At 38.1% G+C, this 18580-nt stretch carries 9 protein-coding genes and 1 tRNA gene; 7 read left to right on the forward strand and 3 right to left on the reverse strand.

Translation table 11 applies throughout. From position 1 onward, the window contains the following. Positions 1-132 precede the first annotated feature (132 nt). From eno to B091_RS0104275, 5 genes are all read left to right on the forward strand, one after another. Positions 133-1413, forward strand: coding sequence for a phosphopyruvate hydratase (gene eno / locus B091_RS0104255; RefSeq protein ID WP_018108769.1), 1281 nt, complete (start codon positions 133-135; stop codon positions 1411-1413). A gap of 225 nt (positions 1414-1638) precedes the next feature. After that, complete coding sequence (purL, locus tag B091_RS0104260; protein ID WP_018108770.1) at positions 1639-5337, forward strand: phosphoribosylformylglycinamidine synthase; 3699 nt, start codon at positions 1639-1641, stop codon at positions 5335-5337. Positions 5338-5672: 335 nt separating this feature from the next. Continuing rightward, on the forward strand, positions 5673-9662 hold the full coding sequence (locus B091_RS0104265) for a two-component regulator propeller domain-containing protein (protein ID WP_025069462.1): 3990 nt from the start codon (positions 5673-5675) through the stop codon (positions 9660-9662). Further along, positions 9659-10201 (forward strand): chromate transporter, encoded by a 543-nt coding sequence (locus tag B091_RS0104270; RefSeq protein ID WP_018108772.1) that lies wholly within the window; start codon positions 9659-9661, stop codon positions 10199-10201. The genes B091_RS0104265 and B091_RS0104270 overlap by 4 nt, the downstream gene beginning before the upstream one ends. A 2-nt stretch (positions 10202-10203) precedes the next feature. Then, a complete protein-coding gene (locus B091_RS0104275; RefSeq protein ID WP_025069461.1) occupies positions 10204-10758 on the forward strand; it encodes a chromate transporter in 555 nt (184 codons plus the stop codon). Positions 10759-10832: 74 nt separating this feature from the next. On the opposite strand, the gene B091_RS0104280 is transcribed toward B091_RS0104275, so the two are convergent. Then, complete coding sequence (locus tag B091_RS0104280; protein ID WP_018108774.1) at positions 10833-12341, reverse strand: glycoside hydrolase family 10-like protein; 1509 nt, start codon at positions 12339-12341, stop codon at positions 10833-10835. 223 nt (positions 12342-12564) lie between these two features. Here B091_RS0104280 and uvrA point away from each other — a divergent pair, with 223 nt between their 5' ends. Further along, complete coding sequence (gene uvrA, locus B091_RS0104285) at positions 12565-15339, forward strand: excinuclease ABC subunit UvrA (protein ID WP_018108775.1); 2775 nt, start codon at positions 12565-12567, stop codon at positions 15337-15339. Positions 15340-15507: 168 nt separating this feature from the next. Here the strand turns inward: uvrA and B091_RS12315 are convergent, their stop codons facing one another. Next, positions 15508-16932, reverse strand: coding sequence for a metallophosphoesterase family protein (locus tag B091_RS12315; protein ID WP_018108776.1), 1425 nt, complete (start codon positions 16930-16932; stop codon positions 15508-15510). 328 nt (positions 16933-17260) lie between these two features. Further along, positions 17261-17334: transfer RNA gene (locus B091_RS0104295), tRNA-Arg, on the reverse strand. Positions 17335-17531: 197 nt separating this feature from the next. On the opposite strand from B091_RS0104295, the gene asnA reads away from it, so the two are divergent. Then, on the forward strand, positions 17532-18569 hold the full coding sequence (asnA, locus tag B091_RS0104300; RefSeq protein WP_018108777.1) for an aspartate--ammonia ligase: 1038 nt from the start codon (positions 17532-17534) through the stop codon (positions 18567-18569). Positions 18570-18580: the final 11 nt, after the last annotated feature.

The following is an 18580-nucleotide window of genomic DNA, read 5'->3' on the forward strand; positions in this document are numbered from 1 at the left end:
AGAGCTCCCTCTTATAAAGATATAGGCCACCTATAAATAATATTCTTTATTTATTACGCTTGTCAGCAAAAAATTGACTATTTTTACGGACAATAATTAATAGGTTATTAACTGTTTTAATTAAAACTAATAATGAGAATAGAAAAAATAGTAGGTAGAGAGATTCTTGATTCAAGAGGTAACCCTACAGTAGAAGTTGACGTACATTTAGAGTGTGGAATCATGGGACGTGCATCTGTTCCATCAGGTGCATCAACTGGTGAGCATGAAGCTTTAGAACTTCGCGATGGTGACAAAAACCGTTACTGCGCAAAAGGTGTACTTAAAGCTGTTGCTAATATCAATGATATTATCGCTCCTGAGTTAATCGGTGCTTCAGTTATTGAACAAAGAGCTATCGACCACAAAATGCTAGAACTAGATGGTACTAAAACTAAGTCAAAACTTGGTGCTAACGCTATCCTAGGTGTTTCTCTTGCAGTTGCTAAAGCTGCTGCAGCTTATTTAAAAATACCATTATACCGTTACATTGGTGGTACTAACACTTATGTTATGCCAGTTCCAATGATGAACATCATCAATGGTGGTTCTCACAGTGATGCTCCTATCGCTTTCCAAGAATTCATGATTCGCCCAGTTGGTGCTAAATCATTCAAGGAAGCTTTACGTATGGGTGCTGAAATTTTCCACGCACTTAAGAAAATTCTTAAAGACAGAGGTTTAAGTACAGCTGTTGGTGACGAAGGTGGTTTTGCTCCTGAAGTAGAAGGTACTGAAGATGCTCTTAACTCTATCATCGCTGCTATCAAAGCTGCAGGATACGAGCCTAAGAAAGATGTTACTATCGCTCTTGACTGTGCTGCTTCTGAATTCTTCAAAAATGGTGTTTACGACTACTCACTTTTCGAAGGCGAGCACGGTAAAAAACGTTCTTCAGAAGAACAAGCTGCTTACCTAGAAGAATTGATGACAAACTTCCCTATCGATTCTATCGAAGATGGAATGGACGAAAACGACTGGGACGGATGGAAAAAACTTACTGAAAAAATTGGTGACAAATGTCAACTAGTAGGTGATGACTTATTCGTAACTAACGTTGACTTCTTGTCAAAAGGTATCGAGCAAGGTTGTGCTAACTCAATCTTGATCAAAGTTAACCAAATTGGTACACTTTCTGAGACACTTGATACTATCGATATGGCTCACCGTCACGGTTACACTTCTGTAACTTCACACAGATCTGGTGAAACAGAAGATGCTACAATCGCTGACATCGCAGTTGCTACAAACAGCGGTCAAATCAAGACTGGTTCATTGAGTCGTTCAGACCGTATGGCTAAATACAACCAACTACTTCGTATCGAAGAAGAACTTGGCGATCTAGCTGTTTATGGTTTCAAAAAACTTCGTTAATCTATCTGATTAATAAATAGCATATTTTACCCCCTTAAAGTTTCATCTTAAAACTTTAAGGGGGTATTTTATATTTTCTCAAATTTATACTATTCCCTAATAATTGTATTATCTTTGTGAGTATTGAGCGTGTTGCTCTTCGCAACTGGCTCGCAGCAGGGCTAAAACCTGCATTAACGCGAGAAAGTTTAGTTTCTTAATCTTAATCGTTAATTTTAGAACTACATGATCCTTTTTTTTAAAACGACCAACGAGACCCTTATTGCGGTAAACTGCAATCAAGACTTACCTCCTGCAGACAAAGAGAAATTAGCCTGGTTATTTAGCGAGGCAATCCCATTAGAAGAAGAAACCATATCGGGTTATCTTGTGGGACCCAGACCTGAAATGATCACTCCTTGGAGTACAAACGCCGTAGAAATAACCCAAAACATGGGGATACAAGGAATAGAACGAATTGAAGAATTCTATCCTGTAGAAAACGAACGCGCTGATTACGACCCTATGCTACAGCATTTATACGAAGGTCTTAATCAGCGCATTTTTATTTCTCAGAGAATTCCTGAACCCATTAAGACTATCGAGGATATTACTCTGTACAACGAACAAGAAGGCTTAGCGATGTCAATTGAAGAGATCGATTATCTAAAACAATTAGAAACTGACCTTGGACGCAAACTGACAGACTCTGAAGTTTTCGGATTCGCACAAATCAACTCAGAACACTGCCGCCATAAGATATTTGGTGGAACCTTTATTATCGACGGACAAGAAAGAGAATCATCGCTCTTTGATATGATTAAAAAAACAACTCGGGAGAATCCCAACGCAGTTGTATCGGCATACAAAGATAACGTAGCTTTCTCGAGAGGACCAAAGGTAGAACTCTTCGCACCTACCCAACACAGCACTTCAGACTATTTCACCACACGAGAGATTGAGAGCGTAATCTCACTCAAAGCCGAAACTCATAACTTCCCAACAACCGTAGAGCCCTTCAACGGTGCATCAACTGGTACAGGCGGTGAAATTAGAGACCGTATGGCTGGCGGAAAAGGATCATGGCCCATTGCAGGTACAGCAGTATATATGACTTCTTATACAAGAGTAGAAGATGATCGCAAATGGGAACATATACTACCCGTTCGTAATTGGTTATACCAAACTCCTATCGAAATCTTAATTAAAGCATCTAATGGTGCTTCTGATTTTGGTAATAAGTTTGGACAACCCCTAATCTGTGGTTCGGTTCTTACTTTTGAGCACACCGAAAACAACGAGGTTTACGGATACGATAAAGTGATTATGCTTGCTGGCGGTGTAGGTTACGGCCGCAAAGAAGACAGCATAAAAGGTAAACCCGAAAAAGGAAATAAAATAGTAGTGCTCGGTGGTGACAACTACCGCATCGGACTTGGTGGTGGTTCTGTATCATCTGTTGATACCGGACGATACAATAGCGGTATTGAGCTCAATGCTGTCCAACGTGCCAATGCTGAGATGCAAAAAAGAGCAAACAACGTTATACGTGCGCTTACTGAACAAGAGCACAACCCCATTATTTCAATTCATGACCACGGATCAGCAGGACATGTTAACTGCTTATCAGAGCTTGTTGAAGGCTGTGGTGGTGAGATTGATATGACTAAGCTTCCAATTGGTGATAAAACATTATCTGCCAAAGAGATTATAGCTAACGAGTCGCAAGAACGTATGGGCTTACTAATTGAAAAAAAGGCTATTGAGCAGGTTCAAAAAATAGCTGAACGTGAAAGAGCACCCATGTATATAGTTGGTGAAACTACAGGTGACGACCGCTTTAGCTTTGTGCAAGGCGATGGTGTACGCCCATTTGATCTAAGTATGGAACAAATGTTTGGTTCATCACCCAAAACCATCATGGACGATAAAACGGTTGAACGCAACTACGAAATGCCAACCTATGAAATAAGCAAGCTCAACGAATATCTTGACGATGTATTACAACTTGAAGCTGTTGCTTGTAAAGATTGGCTTACTAATAAGGTAGACCGTTCGGTAACAGGTAAAGTAGCGCGTCAACAATGTCAAGGTGAAATTCAACTTCCACTTAGCGACTGTGGTGTTGTAGCTTTAGACTATAAAGGCAAAAAAGGTATTGCAACCTCTATAGGACATGCCCCACAAGCCGGCCTAGCAAACCCTGCACATGGATCAGTCTTAGCAGTAAGTGAAGCATTAACTAATCTTATATTCGCTCCCCTAACCGATGGCTTAGATACTGTATCACTATCGGCGAACTGGATGTGGCCTTGTCGTTCTCAACAAGGAGAAGACGCTCGTCTATATACAGCAGTAGAAGCTTTGAGCAACTTCTGTTGTGACTTAGGCATTAATGTACCTACAGGTAAGGACTCCCTTTCGATGACACAGAAATATCCTAATGGAGATCGTGTTATTGCACCTGGAACAGTTATAGTTTCGGCAATGGGCGAAGTATCTGATGTTAAGAAAGTGGTTTCTCCAGTAATGGTAAATAAACCTAAGACATCATTCTACCATATTGACTTCAGCTTCGATGAACTCAAACTTGGAGGTTCTGCATTTGCTCAAACTCTAGGCAAGGTGGGACAAGACGCACCGACAGTTCAAAACACTGAGTATTTTAAAGATGTTTTCAATGCTGTACAAGGCTTAATAAACAAAGGCCATATCTTATCAGGTCACGATATATCTGCTGGAGGTTTAATCACAGCACTACTCGAAATGTGCTTTGCAAATACCGACGGTGGTATGGAAATCAACTTGGATGTATTCGCCGAAGAAGACTTAATTAAGATTCTTTTTGCTGAAAACCCAGGAATCATCGTTCAGATTGAAGATAAGAAAGCTGATAGCCTACTCGATCTTTTAGAAGAAGAAGGAGTTGGTATTGTTCGCATCGGGCGTCCTACAGACGAAAGACATATCCTTGTGAGCAAAAACAAAGCAACCTACCAGTTTGGCATCGATTATTTACGAGACGTATGGTATTCTAGCTCATACATCATGGATAAACACCAATCTCAAAATGGCATGGCCAAAGAGCGTTTTACAAACTATAAAGAACAACCATTAGAATTTGCTTATCCACCTCATTTTAGTGGTAAACTAGCTCAATATAAGCTGAATGCTAACCGTACTAAACTCTCGGGTGTAAAGGCGGCTATTATCCGTGAAAAAGGTACAAATGGTGAGCGAGAAATGGCTTATGCAATGTACTTGGCTGGTTTTGATGTTAAAGACGTTATGATGACCGACCTTACAAGTGGCAGAGAAACCTTAGATGATATAAACTTTATTGTCTTCTGTGGTGGCTTCTCAAACTCAGACGTTCTGGGTTCAGCCAAAGGTTGGGCTGGAGGTTTCTTATTCAATGAAACAGCCAAAGCAACACTTAAACGCTTTTACCAACGTGAGAATACACTTTCTCTTGGTATTTGTAATGGTTGTCAGCTTATGATGGAGCTTAACCTGATTTATCCTGACCACACAGAGAAACCTAAAATGCTACACAATGCTTCTCATAAGTTTGAGTCGACTTTTGTTGGTGTAACTATACCAACAAACAGAACAGTGATGTTCGGTTCTCTAAGTGGTTATAAACTGGGGATTTGGGTAGCGCACGGTGAAGGTAAATTCAGTTTGCCATGCCAGGAAGACCAATATAATATCGTTGCTAAATATAGCTATGATACTTATCCTGGTAACCCTAATGGCTCTGACTATTCTGCTGCAGCTGTGGCAAGTCATGATGGACGTCATATTGCTATGATGCCTCATCTTGAGCGAGCTATTTTCCCTTGGCAAAATGCGAACTATCCAGCAGAGCGTCTAAATGATGAAGTCACTCCTTGGATTGAGGCTTTTGTTAATGCACGTCTTTGGATTGAAAAGAACAAATAAGATACCTAGACCCATAATATTTCTTTATTAAACAAACGTTGAAGGAGAACATGTCAAGCACATGTTCTCCTTTTTATTATCTAAACACAGATATAATATGTAGTACTTACAATTTATTTCATTTGAAGCTAACTTTTATATTTCTAACATAAATAAATAGGAAAAGGTAAATTCATAAAGCATCCAGCCAATTTAGAAACACTTATTATCCTATTTATCAATACATTAATACTCACTCAATCAAAGTATATTTGACAAATCAGCAGTTTTAATCTATAATTGTTATATCTTTATAAAGCATTAGAATAGTTTTCATGACATAAAAAATTACTATAATGAAGAGACTCACATACATTCTATGTCTCCTTTGCTTCTCTTTTATAAGCCAAGCTCAGACTTATACCTACCTTAACATCAAAGATGGTTTAAGCCACCGCCACGTTTATAGTATATCTAAGGACAACAAAGGATATATGTGGTTTTTAACCCAAAAAGGAGCCGATAGATATAACGGATCAGCTTTTAAACACTACAACTTCACGGTCGATCACAAGATTTTAAACACCTCTGCTCATTTAAAATCTCTATACTTCACAGCCGACAGCCTACTTTTTCAGGTAGGGTCAGATGGTAAAGTTTTTCGATTTAATGAGCAATCAGACCAGTTTGATTATATATATAGCTACCCTAACGAAACCAACGAAATACTTTTACTAAGCTTCAATTATATTGATAGTGATAATAAAATATGGATGGGAAGCAAAGGTAATTTGCATATCTACGATTCTAAAAAAGATAAAGAAGTTACTATTACCCAACATCCACTATATGCTGCTACAGCAATTACGGAGATGAGGCCAAACACATTTGCAATAGGTACTACCAACGGCATTTATGGAGCGACTATTACGGGAGATACTTTACGACTCAATAATACTACCCCTTTACTTAATAACTTAGAAAAGCAGATTGAAAAATTATATTATCATGAAGCTACACACTCACTAATTATATCAACTTTAAGGAAAGGACTCTACATCTATAAAATTGACGAGGGGAAACTATCCGAACCATTTGATCTAAAAACTGCAAGTGTTAACGAAATTACAACATTCTCTGACTCAGAAGTTCTTGTTGCCACCAATGGTGCTGGAGTCTTTAAGATAGATTTAGAGAATAACACTTGGGAGCCTTTTATTGTAGCGAACTACGACGAAGTAGGTGAAATGAATGGAAATAATATAAAAGATATTCTTATAGACGACGAAAATAGAATTTGGATGGCTAACTACCCTAATGGAGTAACCATACGAACCGACCGTAATAATCTCGACTTTGACGTTATTCAACATATCCCCAAAAAGAATACAGGACTCATACATAATCAAGTTAATGATTTCGTCGAAGACAAAGATGGAGATATTTGGTTTGCTACCAATAACGGGATCAGTGTCTATTTTCCTAAACAAGACCGATGGGAGTCGTATCTATCCTCGTATGATAATGATAAAGACATTAACAACCATATGTTCCTAACCATCAATGAAGTTAGACCAGGTATCGTTTGGGCAGGTGGCTACAGCTCTGGATTATACGAAATCAATAAATCAACCAAACGTCATAAGCTTTTACTATCTAATGAAAAAGAGCAGATTAGTGAGCCTGATAAATGCATTCGAGCAATCCTCAAAGGTACGAATCAATCAATTTGGGTAGGTGGCTACTATAACCTAAGACAGATTGATCCTGAAAAAATGCAGATAAGATATTTTAATAATATATCTGCTATAACAAGCTTGGAAGAGATGAATGAGTCTAATCTATGGATTGGAACATCCAAAGGCTTATTCTTATTGGATAAAACTAATGGTAATAGTCGCCATATCAATCTGCCTACTAGCAACCCTTCGGTTAATGTACTTTATCAAAACAAAGATGGAGTGCTTTACATAGGCACAAATGATGGGTTATTCCTCTTTAATAGTGTAACAAACACATTCAAGCACTTTCACACTCAAAACTCCTCACTCCTGTCCAACTCCATACAGTCGATTGTTCCTGATAAAGACCAACCTCGTGTTTATCTAGCAACAGATTCAGAGCTATCCCTTTACGAAGAGGATACTGAACGGATTTACAATTGGACCAAGGATCAAGGCATGCTTGATACGTTCTTTAATACCAACTCAGGGATACAACTTAGCAACGGAGAAATTCTATTTGGAAGTGCTGATGGAGTGATCTTATTTGATCAAGAATGCATATTCCCAACAGAGTATAAATCAAAGCTAGTATTTGAAGAACTAGAAGTAAATCAACGATCAGTTTACCCTTCGCAAAAACAAAGTATACTGACGCAGCTTATAGATAAAACAAATAAAATCACCCTAGGATTTAGAGATAATAATATCGCACTCGAAATTGGGTCAATCAACTTTGACAATCCTTCGAATATTTTATATTCTTGGCAGATGGAAGGTTTAAACGATGAGTGGAGTGAGCCAAGCCCAAATACCAGATTGGTCTTTTCAAACCTATCACCAGGCACATATTTTCTTAAAGTTAGAACCATACTTAGTGGCTCATTAAATCAAACGCTCGAGGAAAGAACGCTTCAAATCAATGTAAAACAACCATTCTGGTGGAGTGCAGCCGCAAAGGTAATCTATGTTGTAGGCTTTATTATCTTACTACTTCTTTTGATTCGATACCTCATAAAGAGAAGCGAACGCAAATTAGTAGATCATACCAAGCAGTTCTACTATAACACAGCTCATGATATTCGAGTGCCCCTACAGCTAATCCAAGAACCCTTAATGGAGCTTAAGGAGAAAGAAGACCTGACGACTGAAGGAATGAGTAATATCAGAATTGTCCTTAGAAATCTAAATATCCTACTGACTCAAAACGATACAACCATCAATTTTGAGCGAATGGAGAAAAATAAGAATAGACTGTACTTATCAGAACATAACCTGCCTAGTTTTATAGAGAACATTGTAAAGCTGACCATTCCTGTTGCCGAAATTAAGCAAATTGACATAAACTTCAATAACACGATTACGGGGCAATTTAAGATTTGGATGGACAATGAGAAGATTAGAACAATCTTGAGTAACCTGCTCAACCAAATAATAGAGTGTTCCGACGACTTTAAGTCGATTAATATTATTATTGGCGTGATTCAAAACGAATGGTTCTTAGAGATTACCTATGAAGGTAAACCTCTACCTATAGAAACTATTCAAGACTCAACCAATGGCAAGTTTATCGACGATGCAATTCAAAAGAATACAACCATAACTGACAACTTAGGCTTGCAGCTCATCGGACAATTACTCAAACTCTATCAAGGAAGTATCCAATTTAAGAATGTGGATAAGAAATCTTATTACATACGACTAAACTTACCAATTTATCATCAAGCTATTACGGATGCTGAATTAGTTAGCCAATTTCATAAGAAAGAAACCTCGACTCCTGATACCAACAAAACTAGCCCACTGAATGTAAATCCATCACTAAACTCAATATCAACGGTTAATGGTACGGGCACCGATAAACTATTGATACTTTTGGTTGAAAGTGACCCAGACATCATTGAACAAATGAATAATAATTTCTCTGACACATATGAGATTATAAATACCCCTAAAGGTCAAGAGGCTATAAGTATTGCCAAACGACTTAGGCCCTCAATCATAATTTCAAGAATGAATTTAGAGGATATCAAGGGGACAGAACTCTCGGCAACATTGAAGTCAGAATTTGAAACCTCGCATATACCTATCATTCTTATGACTGATAGCAATGAAGAGAAGCATATTATTAAAGGACTCCAAAATGGAGCGGATGAGTTTATTCTAAAACCTTTTAATTATAGAATTCTTAAAGCCTCTATAGCTAACCTACTATCGAACAGGGCACTACTTAGAGATAGGTATGCGAGCTTAGAGATTCAAGAATCTATAGACTGTGAACATTGTACAACAAACTTGGAATGGAAATTCATTGCAACAATTAAGGAAAGTGTCGAAAAACATATGTCTGAACCCGACTTTACGGTCGATAAACTTTGTGCAATATTAAATATGAGTCGTACAAGTTTTTATAATAAACTCAAAGACTTAACGAACAAAACACCCTCTGACTACATTAGAATTATTAAACTGAATTATGCAGCAAAGCTCTTACTTGAAAAAGAGTTTACCATATCCGAGATTGCTGACAAAACAGGTTTCAACGATGCCAAGTATTTTAGAGAAGTCTTCAAAAAGCACTATAATATGACACCATCGAAGTATGCAAAGGAAAAACAAAGATGAAACAATACTTTCAACTCTTCAGAATATTTTTTAAAATTGGGGCATTCACTATTGGTGGCGGCTATGCTATGGTCCCAATCATTGAGAATGAGATAGTAACCAAAAGACAATGGATTAGCAAACAGGATTTTGTCGATCTACTGGCTATCGCTCAATCGGCTCCAGGAATCTTAGCCGTTAACATATCTATATTCATTGGCTATAAACTAAAAGGAGTAAAAGGAGCAATCGTCTCAACTTTAGGAACGGTACTCCCCTCTTTCATTATTATTTTGATGATTGCCATGTTCTTTCAGTCATTCAAGAATAATATTTATGTAGAAAAGATGTTTAAGGCTATTCGTCCTGCTGTAGTAGCTCTGATTGCAGCACCTACATTTTCAATGGCTAAGACTGCACGCATATCAAAATATACTATCTGGATACCTGTAGTATCAGCCTTACTGATCTGGCTTATGGACGTATCTCCCGTTTGGATTATTGCTGTAGCAGGTGTTGGGGGTTTTGTTTGGGGACGACTTAAAAACAATAAAGCATGATAATACTCTATCTACAATTATTCTACACCTTCTTTAAGATTGGCTTATTTGGCTTTGGTGGTGGATATGCGATGCTCTCAATGATACAGGGAGAAGTTGTAACGAACTATAAGTGGCTATCACTGCAAGAGTTTACAGATATTGTGGCTATCAGTCAGATGACTCCTGGCCCTATCGGTATTAATGCCGCAACTTATGTGGGATATACAGCAACAAATGGTAGCGTTTGGGGTTCAATCACGGCGACCTTTGCAGTAGTACTGCCTTCGTTTATCTTAATGCTACTGATTAGTAAGTTCTTTTTGAGATATAGTTCTCACCCCATGGTCGAGGCTGTATTTAGTGGTTTAAGGCCAGCTGTAGTTGGTCTTCTAGCTGCTGCTGCTTTAGTATTAATGAATCAGGAGAATTTCTCTGCCCCATCAACCGATATGTATTCGTTTGTAATCAGCGTAGCTATATTTGGACTAGCTTTCTTTTTTTCTAGATCGAAGTATAAGATAAACCCAATATTACTCATCATCCTCTGCGGACTTGCTGGACTGATCATCTATTAAACATGATATAAAGAAAAAAGGGTTAATACATCAAACTGCATTAACCCTTTTGCTATTTTTAGAAGGTAAGGCTCTTAGAGTTTTACCTTTTTTGTTTTATACTTCGATTCATTATGCAAACGATCCAAGGCCGTTACAACATAAGTGTATTTGCTCTTACCATTTTCATAGGGAAGCTTAAAAAACGTATTCGGTGTAATCGCTACGATATGCGAAGGATCTTCTAAGTCAATACGCTCACCTCTGTTGAATTGATAAACCACATAGCGTGCAGCCTCATTCATTATACTCTTAGATTTAGGAGCTGTCCAGAACATCATATAGCCATCAGAAGTCCAAGTAGTTTTTATCTTACGTACGGCTTTAGGGGCTTCGCCATCCATAAAGTCAAATACAGGAACTAAAGAGGGGTATTTGTGATAAGTTGACATTAATGATTCAAGATAACGTCCTTCGTTCTCAACAACAGAAGTGGCTGGCCACTGACTACTTCCACCAATTGATTGGTAAGAACGTTGCAACTTCATCTTAATAGGAAGCTGATTGATCATCGGGTTGAGAGGGTCTTCATTCTGAATGGTATTGGGCACAGATTGACCAATAAAGAGTGGTCGGTTATTGCTATGCTTTGCCCACCAATCAACAAGTACATGGTAATCAGCAACAGGATGACCTACATGCCAATATATCTGTGGAATATTATAATCCACCCAACCTTTATTTACCCATAGAAGCACATCAGCATAAAGGTCGTCGTAGTTTTGAAGACCATTAGTTTTACTGCCATAGGGGTAAGACATTTCATTACGATAAATACCAAATGGACTCACACCAAACTTTACCCAAGGCTTGATCTCACGAACAGTTTCGTGGATTTGTTTGATAAGTAAGTTAACATTATCTCTTCTCCAATCGCCACGAGATGCATACGAGCTTCCACCCAAACGTTCAAAGCTTAAGTCATCTTCAAACTCCATTCCATCTTTGGGGTATGGATAGAAGTAATCATCCATATGGATTGCATCGACGTCGTATCTGTTAAGAATATCAGCAACTATCGTGCTAATATAATTTCGGTTTTCAGACAGTGCAGGATCAAAGAATACTTGATTACCATAAGTAATGAAGCGTTCTGGATATTTGATGTAAGGATGCGATACCGCGATTTCTTTATTGATGTTTGTCATCGCTCGGTAAGGATTAATCCAAGCATGAAGTTCCATGCCTCGTTTATGACACTCCTCAATCATAAAGGCAAGGGGATCCCAATATGGATTGGGTGCTTTACCCTGTTGTCCTGTAAGGAAACGACTCCATGGCTCCAAATTAGAAGCATAGAAAGCATCAGCTTCACCTCTAACCTGAAAAATAACAGCATTCATATTGGCTGCTTTTAGAGCATCAAGATGATCGATTAAGCGGCCCTGTGCTTCAGCTGTAGATAACCCTTGAAACTGACCGTTGATAATTTGAATCCAAGCAGCTCTAAACTCTCTTTTAGGCTGATCTTGAGCATTAACCCCCTGTAGAGAAGTCAGACCCAAGGATATAAGCAAGGCAAATAAATATAGATAACCCTTCATTCTTTTTAATAAATTAGTTTTGCAAAGCAAATATAAACTTTTAAAACCGCTAAGCATTATATATAGATGGAAAAGTAGTTCACAGCCGTTTAAATAGAATACAGCTTATTAACTAAAACTCTCTGGCTGTTAAGAAGTATTATACCTCAACTCTTTTAGTATTAATAAGAAATGAGAGACAAATTCATTAACTTTGCAAATCAATCAAAAAGAACGATTTAGAATGACCAAACAAAATAATATATCAATAAAAGGTGCTCGCGTCAACAATTTAAAAAGCATTGACATTGAGATTCCTAGAAATAAATTGGTAGTAATTACTGGCCTATCGGGCTCAGGGAAATCTTCACTTGCTTTTGATACACTTTATGCGGAAGGTCAACGCAGATATGTTGAAAGTCTTTCAAGCTATGCTCGCCAATTTTTGGGCAGAATGAGCAAGCCCGAATGTGATTTTATAAAGGGTATTCCTCCAGCCATTGCAATTGAGCAAAAAGTAATCAGCCGAAATCCTCGATCGACCGTAGGAACATCTACAGAGATTTACGAATACTTACGCCTACTCTATGCAAGAGTCGGAAGAACTTTCAGTCCCATCAGCGGACAGGAGGTAAAAAAGCATAGCATGAACGACATCGTTAAAGAAATGTTGTCGTATGCTGAAGGGACACGCTTTACAGTACTTACCCCCTTTAGAGTACCCGAAGATAGAACCTTAGAGCAACAACTTGAAATGGATCTCAAGCAAGGCTTTAATCGTATTGAGGTCAATGGTGAGATTATTCGTATTGATGACTACACGCCCAAGGCTAAAGATCAGATTTATCTGCTCATCGACCGTATAAAAGTGGAGGATTCTAAAGATGTTATTAGTAGACTAACCGATTCGGTAGAAACTGCGATGTATGAAGGCGGTGGAACCTGTATGCTTCGTTTTTATCCTAAAGCAGAAGAGTCGGAGCTTATTGAATTTAGCAATAAATTCGAAGCTGACGGAATAGTATTTGAAGAGCCAACCGATCAGATGTTCTCTTTCAACTCTCCGATTGGTGCTTGCCCTGAATGCGAAGGATTCGGAAAAGTAATGGGAATTGATGAACACCTAGTTATCCCAAACCGATCTTTATCTGTGTACGAAAATGCGGTGTTCTGTTGGAGAGGCGAAAAGATGAGTGCATGGAAAGACAAGCTTATAACCAATGCGGATAAGTTTGGATTCCCTATTTTCACTTCGTACTACGACCTTTCAGAAGAACAAAAGCAAATCTTATGGGAGGGCAATCAATATTTTGAGGGAATCAATGATTTCTTCAAAATGCTCAAAGAGAATCAGTACAAAAAGCAATATCGCATCATGCTTGCTAGATACCGAGGAAAAACAACTTGCCCCATGTGCAAGGGAACTCGTTTGAAACCCGAAGCTAGCTACGTAAAAGTTGGAGGATGTGGGATAACTGAGTTGGTAAATAAACCCATTAGAGAACTTCAAGAGTTCTTTGATCAACTGGTACTCAATGCTCACGAACAACAGATTGCTAAACGTGTTTTGTTGGAGATAAATAGCCGAATCCGTTTTCTTATGGATGTTGGTCTTAGCTACCTAACGCTCAACCGACTCAGTAACAGCTTATCCGGTGGAGAAAGTCAACGTATTAACTTGGCAACCTCACTAGGTAGTAGCTTAGTGGGGAGCTTATATATCCTTGATGAGCCAAGCATTGGTTTGCACAGTAGAGATACAGACAAATTAATCCACGTCCTAAAACAACTACGAGATTTGGGTAACACCGTAATCGTGGTTGAGCACGACGAAGATATTATTCGCCAAGCCGACTATATCATAGACATAGGCCCTAATGCAGGACGACTTGGAGGTGAAGTAGTTTATCAGGGCGACATGAACGACTTGCAAGCAGGCAGTAATAGTCATACTGTGCGATACCTACTTGGAGAAGAAAGAATAGAGGTCCCTACCCTACGCAGACCCTGGAACAATTATATAGAAGTCATCGGAGCTAGAGAAAACAACCTCAAAAACATCAATGTGAAGTTCCCACTCAATATTATGACCGTAGTAACGGGAGTATCGGGTTCGGGAAAGAGTACACTAGTACAAAACATATTCTATCGTGCGCTCAAAAGAGAACTCGATGAAATAACAGAACGCCCAGGCGAATTCACCGAACTAACTGGGGACATTAAGTTGCTCAACAATATTGAGTTTGTAGACCAAAACCCTATTGGCCGCTCCTCACGATCAAATGCAGCTACCTACCTCAAAGCCTACGACGAAATTCGTAAACTGTGGGCCAATCAACCTTTGGCTAAACAGATGGGCTACAAACCAGGCTTCTTTAGCTTTAACAGCGAAGGAGGACGTTGCGAAGAGTGTAAGGGTGACGGAACAATTACCGTTGAGATGCAATTTATGGCCGACTTGGTACTTGAATGCGAATCTTGTCACGGCAAACGATTCAAGCAAGAAACCCTAGAGGTACTATTTCATGGGATTAACATCTACGATGTTCTTCAAATGACTGTAAACGAAGCTATAGAGTTTTTTGAGCAGCATAAAGAGACCAAAATAGTAAAGAGACTAAAACCACTACAAGATGTAGGACTTGGTTATATCAAGCTAGGACAGTCTTCGTCAACACTCTCTGGTGGAGAAAATCAGCGTGTTAAGCTAGCCTTCTATTTGGCGCAAGAAAAAGCCAACCCAACCCTATTTATATTCGATGAGCCCACAACAGGACTTCACTTTCATGACATCAAAAAATTGCTTGAAGCGTTCGATGCTCTAATTCAAAGAGGACATACGGTGCTAATTATTGAGCACAATATGGATGTAATTAAATGTGCAGATTATATCATCGACTTAGGCCCTGATGGAGGAGATAAAGGCGGATATTTAGTAGCTACAGGAACTCCCGAAGAAATTATTAAACACAAGGATAGCTATACAGGACAATTCTTAAAAGATAAACTAGAAGAGTAATTCGCTACTCTCAAACCAAAGGTTGGTTTATACCAAACGACTTACTCGGTAGGTCAAAATGACCCTTTGGTTTTAATAAGTTTTTATGGAAATATTAGATACAGAAAAGGTGAGCTCAGATTTTGGACTCACCTTTTACTATATATTTAAAAACAGTTTAGCATACACTTAGTTATTTCTCAGGGGAATATCCAGATTATTATCACTTGGCCACACATCGTAAGTCATATCGTCAACAAGTGGATAGAGTGAAGTTAAGCCTAGTCTATTAAAAATATCTTTAACATAATCCATTGTCTTTATTTTCAAACCTGTTGAGCTGTCTATATTTTGAGTTTTAACTCCTTCTTCATCACCAGCAGCCAGATTAGTATAAATTTCAGTAATAAGTGGCTGCAACAAGGGTCTATTTATATCTCGAATAAACTTGACTACACTCACTATAGCATTCCTTAATTGGCTACTGTTATTACTGCCCTCAAGGATAGAATCAATCGAATCGAAAATACTCAAATACACATCATCATAAGCATACGCTCTTAACTCTTTATTAGCAGTAGTTTTGCTGTTTAACAAAATATCATGACTACGAATGCTGAATTTATCGTCCGTAAGGGTCACTGTCCTATAAGGGCAAGGATAAGTTATAGATGAGCCTGTCTGAATATCATAGATTTCGTTATTCTGAATGGTTCGCATCGAAACATCTTGTGCGTGAGCATGCCCAGTAAAGACAAATTGCAACCCAGCTCTAGCGAAAGCCTCAGTAATATTCATATTATCGTCTACAAGATAGTCTTTAGCCAGAACAGCTTGGTGCTTGAAGTGATCAATAATGCCGTGATGCATCATAGCTATCATCTTCTTTCCTTTGGATTTACCCTCTTTTATTTTTCTTAAAACCCAATCGAGAGTCTCTTTGTCGAGTGCGCCACCCGTACGTGGAAACTTCTCAGCAATATTATTTTCATAAATATTGGAGTCAATGCTGATAAGCCACAAACCATCTACAGGTTCAGCTACATAGCTAAGCCTAGGTCCAGCCTCAACTTGCTCAGACTCATCGTATCCAAAGTCTTTATAGACAACCTTAAACTCGTCAGGATTGACATGTGCTACAGCTCTACGTTTATTTCCATCAAATTCGAATGCATGCGGATTGTTCAAATCGTGATTACCAGGAATCACAAAAACAGGTACTCCAGCATCTTCAACAAGCTTTAGTTTCTTTGCAAAATTAACATGACTAATCATTTCACCATCTTTGGTCAAGTCACCAGGTATCATCAAGAACTGTGGATTTTGAGCAATAATTTGTTCAAACATATTATCAAGAATTTCACCACTCTCCAACAATAGCTTTCGGTCAAACCTTAATAGGTCTTTAAAAGCTGATCCATTTTTAATCAGTAGTGATTGATCAAAGTAATGTGTGTCGGAAGCCACTGCTATTTTATAGTTACCAACTAATTCTTGGTTATCATCGTCATCAGTTTGTTCCTTTACAACAGCATTATCATCATCGTTACACCCCGATAATACAAAGGCACTAAGACATAGTACTGTAAACATTTTTAGTAATTTCGTCATCATCCTATTTCAATTATTTATGTTATTAATACCTCATTACAAAATAGTTATAAAATAACTACAAGTAAAAGAGAGCCGCTAACTTATATATTATAGCCATAGATTATAGCTTTTAAGAGCATGAAAAACACTAAATCAGGGGTAATACTTAATATATGTATCAGATTTGTGACAAATGTAAAGTTATATGAAGAACCAAGTGTTATAAAATAGAAAAGAGGATGTGCCAATTTGACACATCCTCTTTTCTATTAAAAATGTACTCTAAATCCAGATAATGTGTTCAAAATGGGTTTATGTACTATAAACCATTTATTATCAAGATTAGATGTGACCCAAATGGGATTCAAACCCATGACCTTCAGAACCGGAATCTGATGCTCTATTCAGCTAAGCTATTGGGCCAGTTGCAATACAAAAGTAAAGAAATAAAACAGATCATCCTAGTGTTTTTATATCATAATTATTACAGTTTTCACTATCTTTTAGAAACCTACAGCACATAACAGGTTTCATTTAGTCATAAATAGAAAGATTCAATATACATATGGTTTTATAACAAGTAGAAATTAGTATCTTTGTAACACAAAAAGAGACTTAATATGAGCTATTTAATAAAACCCGATAACTATAAACCGATACTAGATCTTAAGCAGACAGAGCTAGGGATTAAACAAATAAAAGATTTCTTTCAAATCAATTTGTCGTCAGAGTTAAGATTAAGGAGAGTTACTGCTCCTTTATTTGTTCTTAAAGGTCTAGGTATAAATGACGACCTCAATGGTATAGAACGTCCTGTATCTTTCCCAATTAAAGACTTGGGTGATGTAAAAGCTGAGGTGGTTCAGTCGCTCGCCAAATGGAAGAGAATTACCTTAGCGGAATACAATATAGACCCAGGTTATGGAATCTATACCGACATGAATGCTATTCGTTCTGACGAAGAGTTGGGCAATTTACACTCGCTCTATGTTGACCAATGGGATTGGGAAAGAGTTATAATTGAGGAAGAGCGCAATGTTGACTTTCTAATTCAGGTTGTAAAGAAAATATACGCAGCCATGGTCAGAACTGAGTACATGGTTTACGAAAGTTACCCTCAAATAAAGCCGTATTTACCAGAAGAACTACACTTTATTCACTCAGAAGAGTTACGTGCACTATATCCTGATTTAACTCCGAAAGAACGAGAAAATGCGATAAGTCATAAGTATGGAGCAGTATTTATCATCGGAATTGGTGGTCTACTCAGTGATGGAACAAAGCATGACGGAAGAGCACCCGACTACGACGACTACTCTACCATTGGACTCAATAATTTACCTGGATTGAATGGAGATTTACTTCTCTGGGACAGAGTGCTGGGTAGAGCTGTTGAATTTTCATCTATGGGGATTCGTGTAAACAAAGAGGTTCTACTCAAACAACTCAAAGAGGCTGGTGCTGAAGATAAACTTGAACTCTATTTTCATAAAAGACTAATAGAGGGCTCTTTGCCTCTCTGTATAGGAGGTGGAATTGGTCAATCGAGACTCTGTATGTTCTACCTTCGTAAAGCACATATTGGAGAAATCCAAGCTAGCATATGGCCCAAAGAAATGCGCGACGATTGCAAACAACACAATATAAATCTCATTTAGATAAAAGACTT

It is taken from the genome of Bacteroides propionicifaciens DSM 19291 = JCM 14649 (assembly GCF_000375405.1).
Taxonomy (GTDB): Bacteria; Bacteroidota; Bacteroidia; order Bacteroidales; family Bacteroidaceae; genus Bacteroides_E; species Bacteroides_E propionicifaciens.

Bases quoted from the DNA above. Each gene is read 5' to 3' on its own strand.
- eno (WP_018108769.1), top strand. From the start codon at position 133: ATGAGAATAGAAAAAATAGTAGGTAGAGAGATTCTTGATTCAAGAGGT.
- purL (WP_018108770.1), top strand. From the start codon at position 1,639: ATGATCCTTTTTTTTAAAACGACCAACGAGACCCTTATTGCGGTAAAC.
- B091_RS0104265 (WP_025069462.1), top strand. From the start codon at position 5,673: ATGAAGAGACTCACATACATTCTATGTCTCCTTTGCTTCTCTTTTATA.
- B091_RS0104270 (WP_018108772.1), top strand. From the start codon at position 9,659: ATGAAACAATACTTTCAACTCTTCAGAATATTTTTTAAAATTGGGGCA.
- B091_RS0104280 (WP_018108774.1), bottom strand. From the start codon at position 12,341: ATGAAGGGTTATCTATATTTATTTGCCTTGCTTATATCCTTGGGTCTG.
- uvrA (WP_018108775.1), top strand. From the start codon at position 12,565: ATGACCAAACAAAATAATATATCAATAAAAGGTGCTCGCGTCAACAAT.
- B091_RS12315 (WP_018108776.1), bottom strand. From the start codon at position 16,932: ATGATGACGAAATTACTAAAAATGTTTACAGTACTATGTCTTAGTGCC.
- asnA (WP_018108777.1), top strand. From the start codon at position 17,532: ATGAGCTATTTAATAAAACCCGATAACTATAAACCGATACTAGATCTT.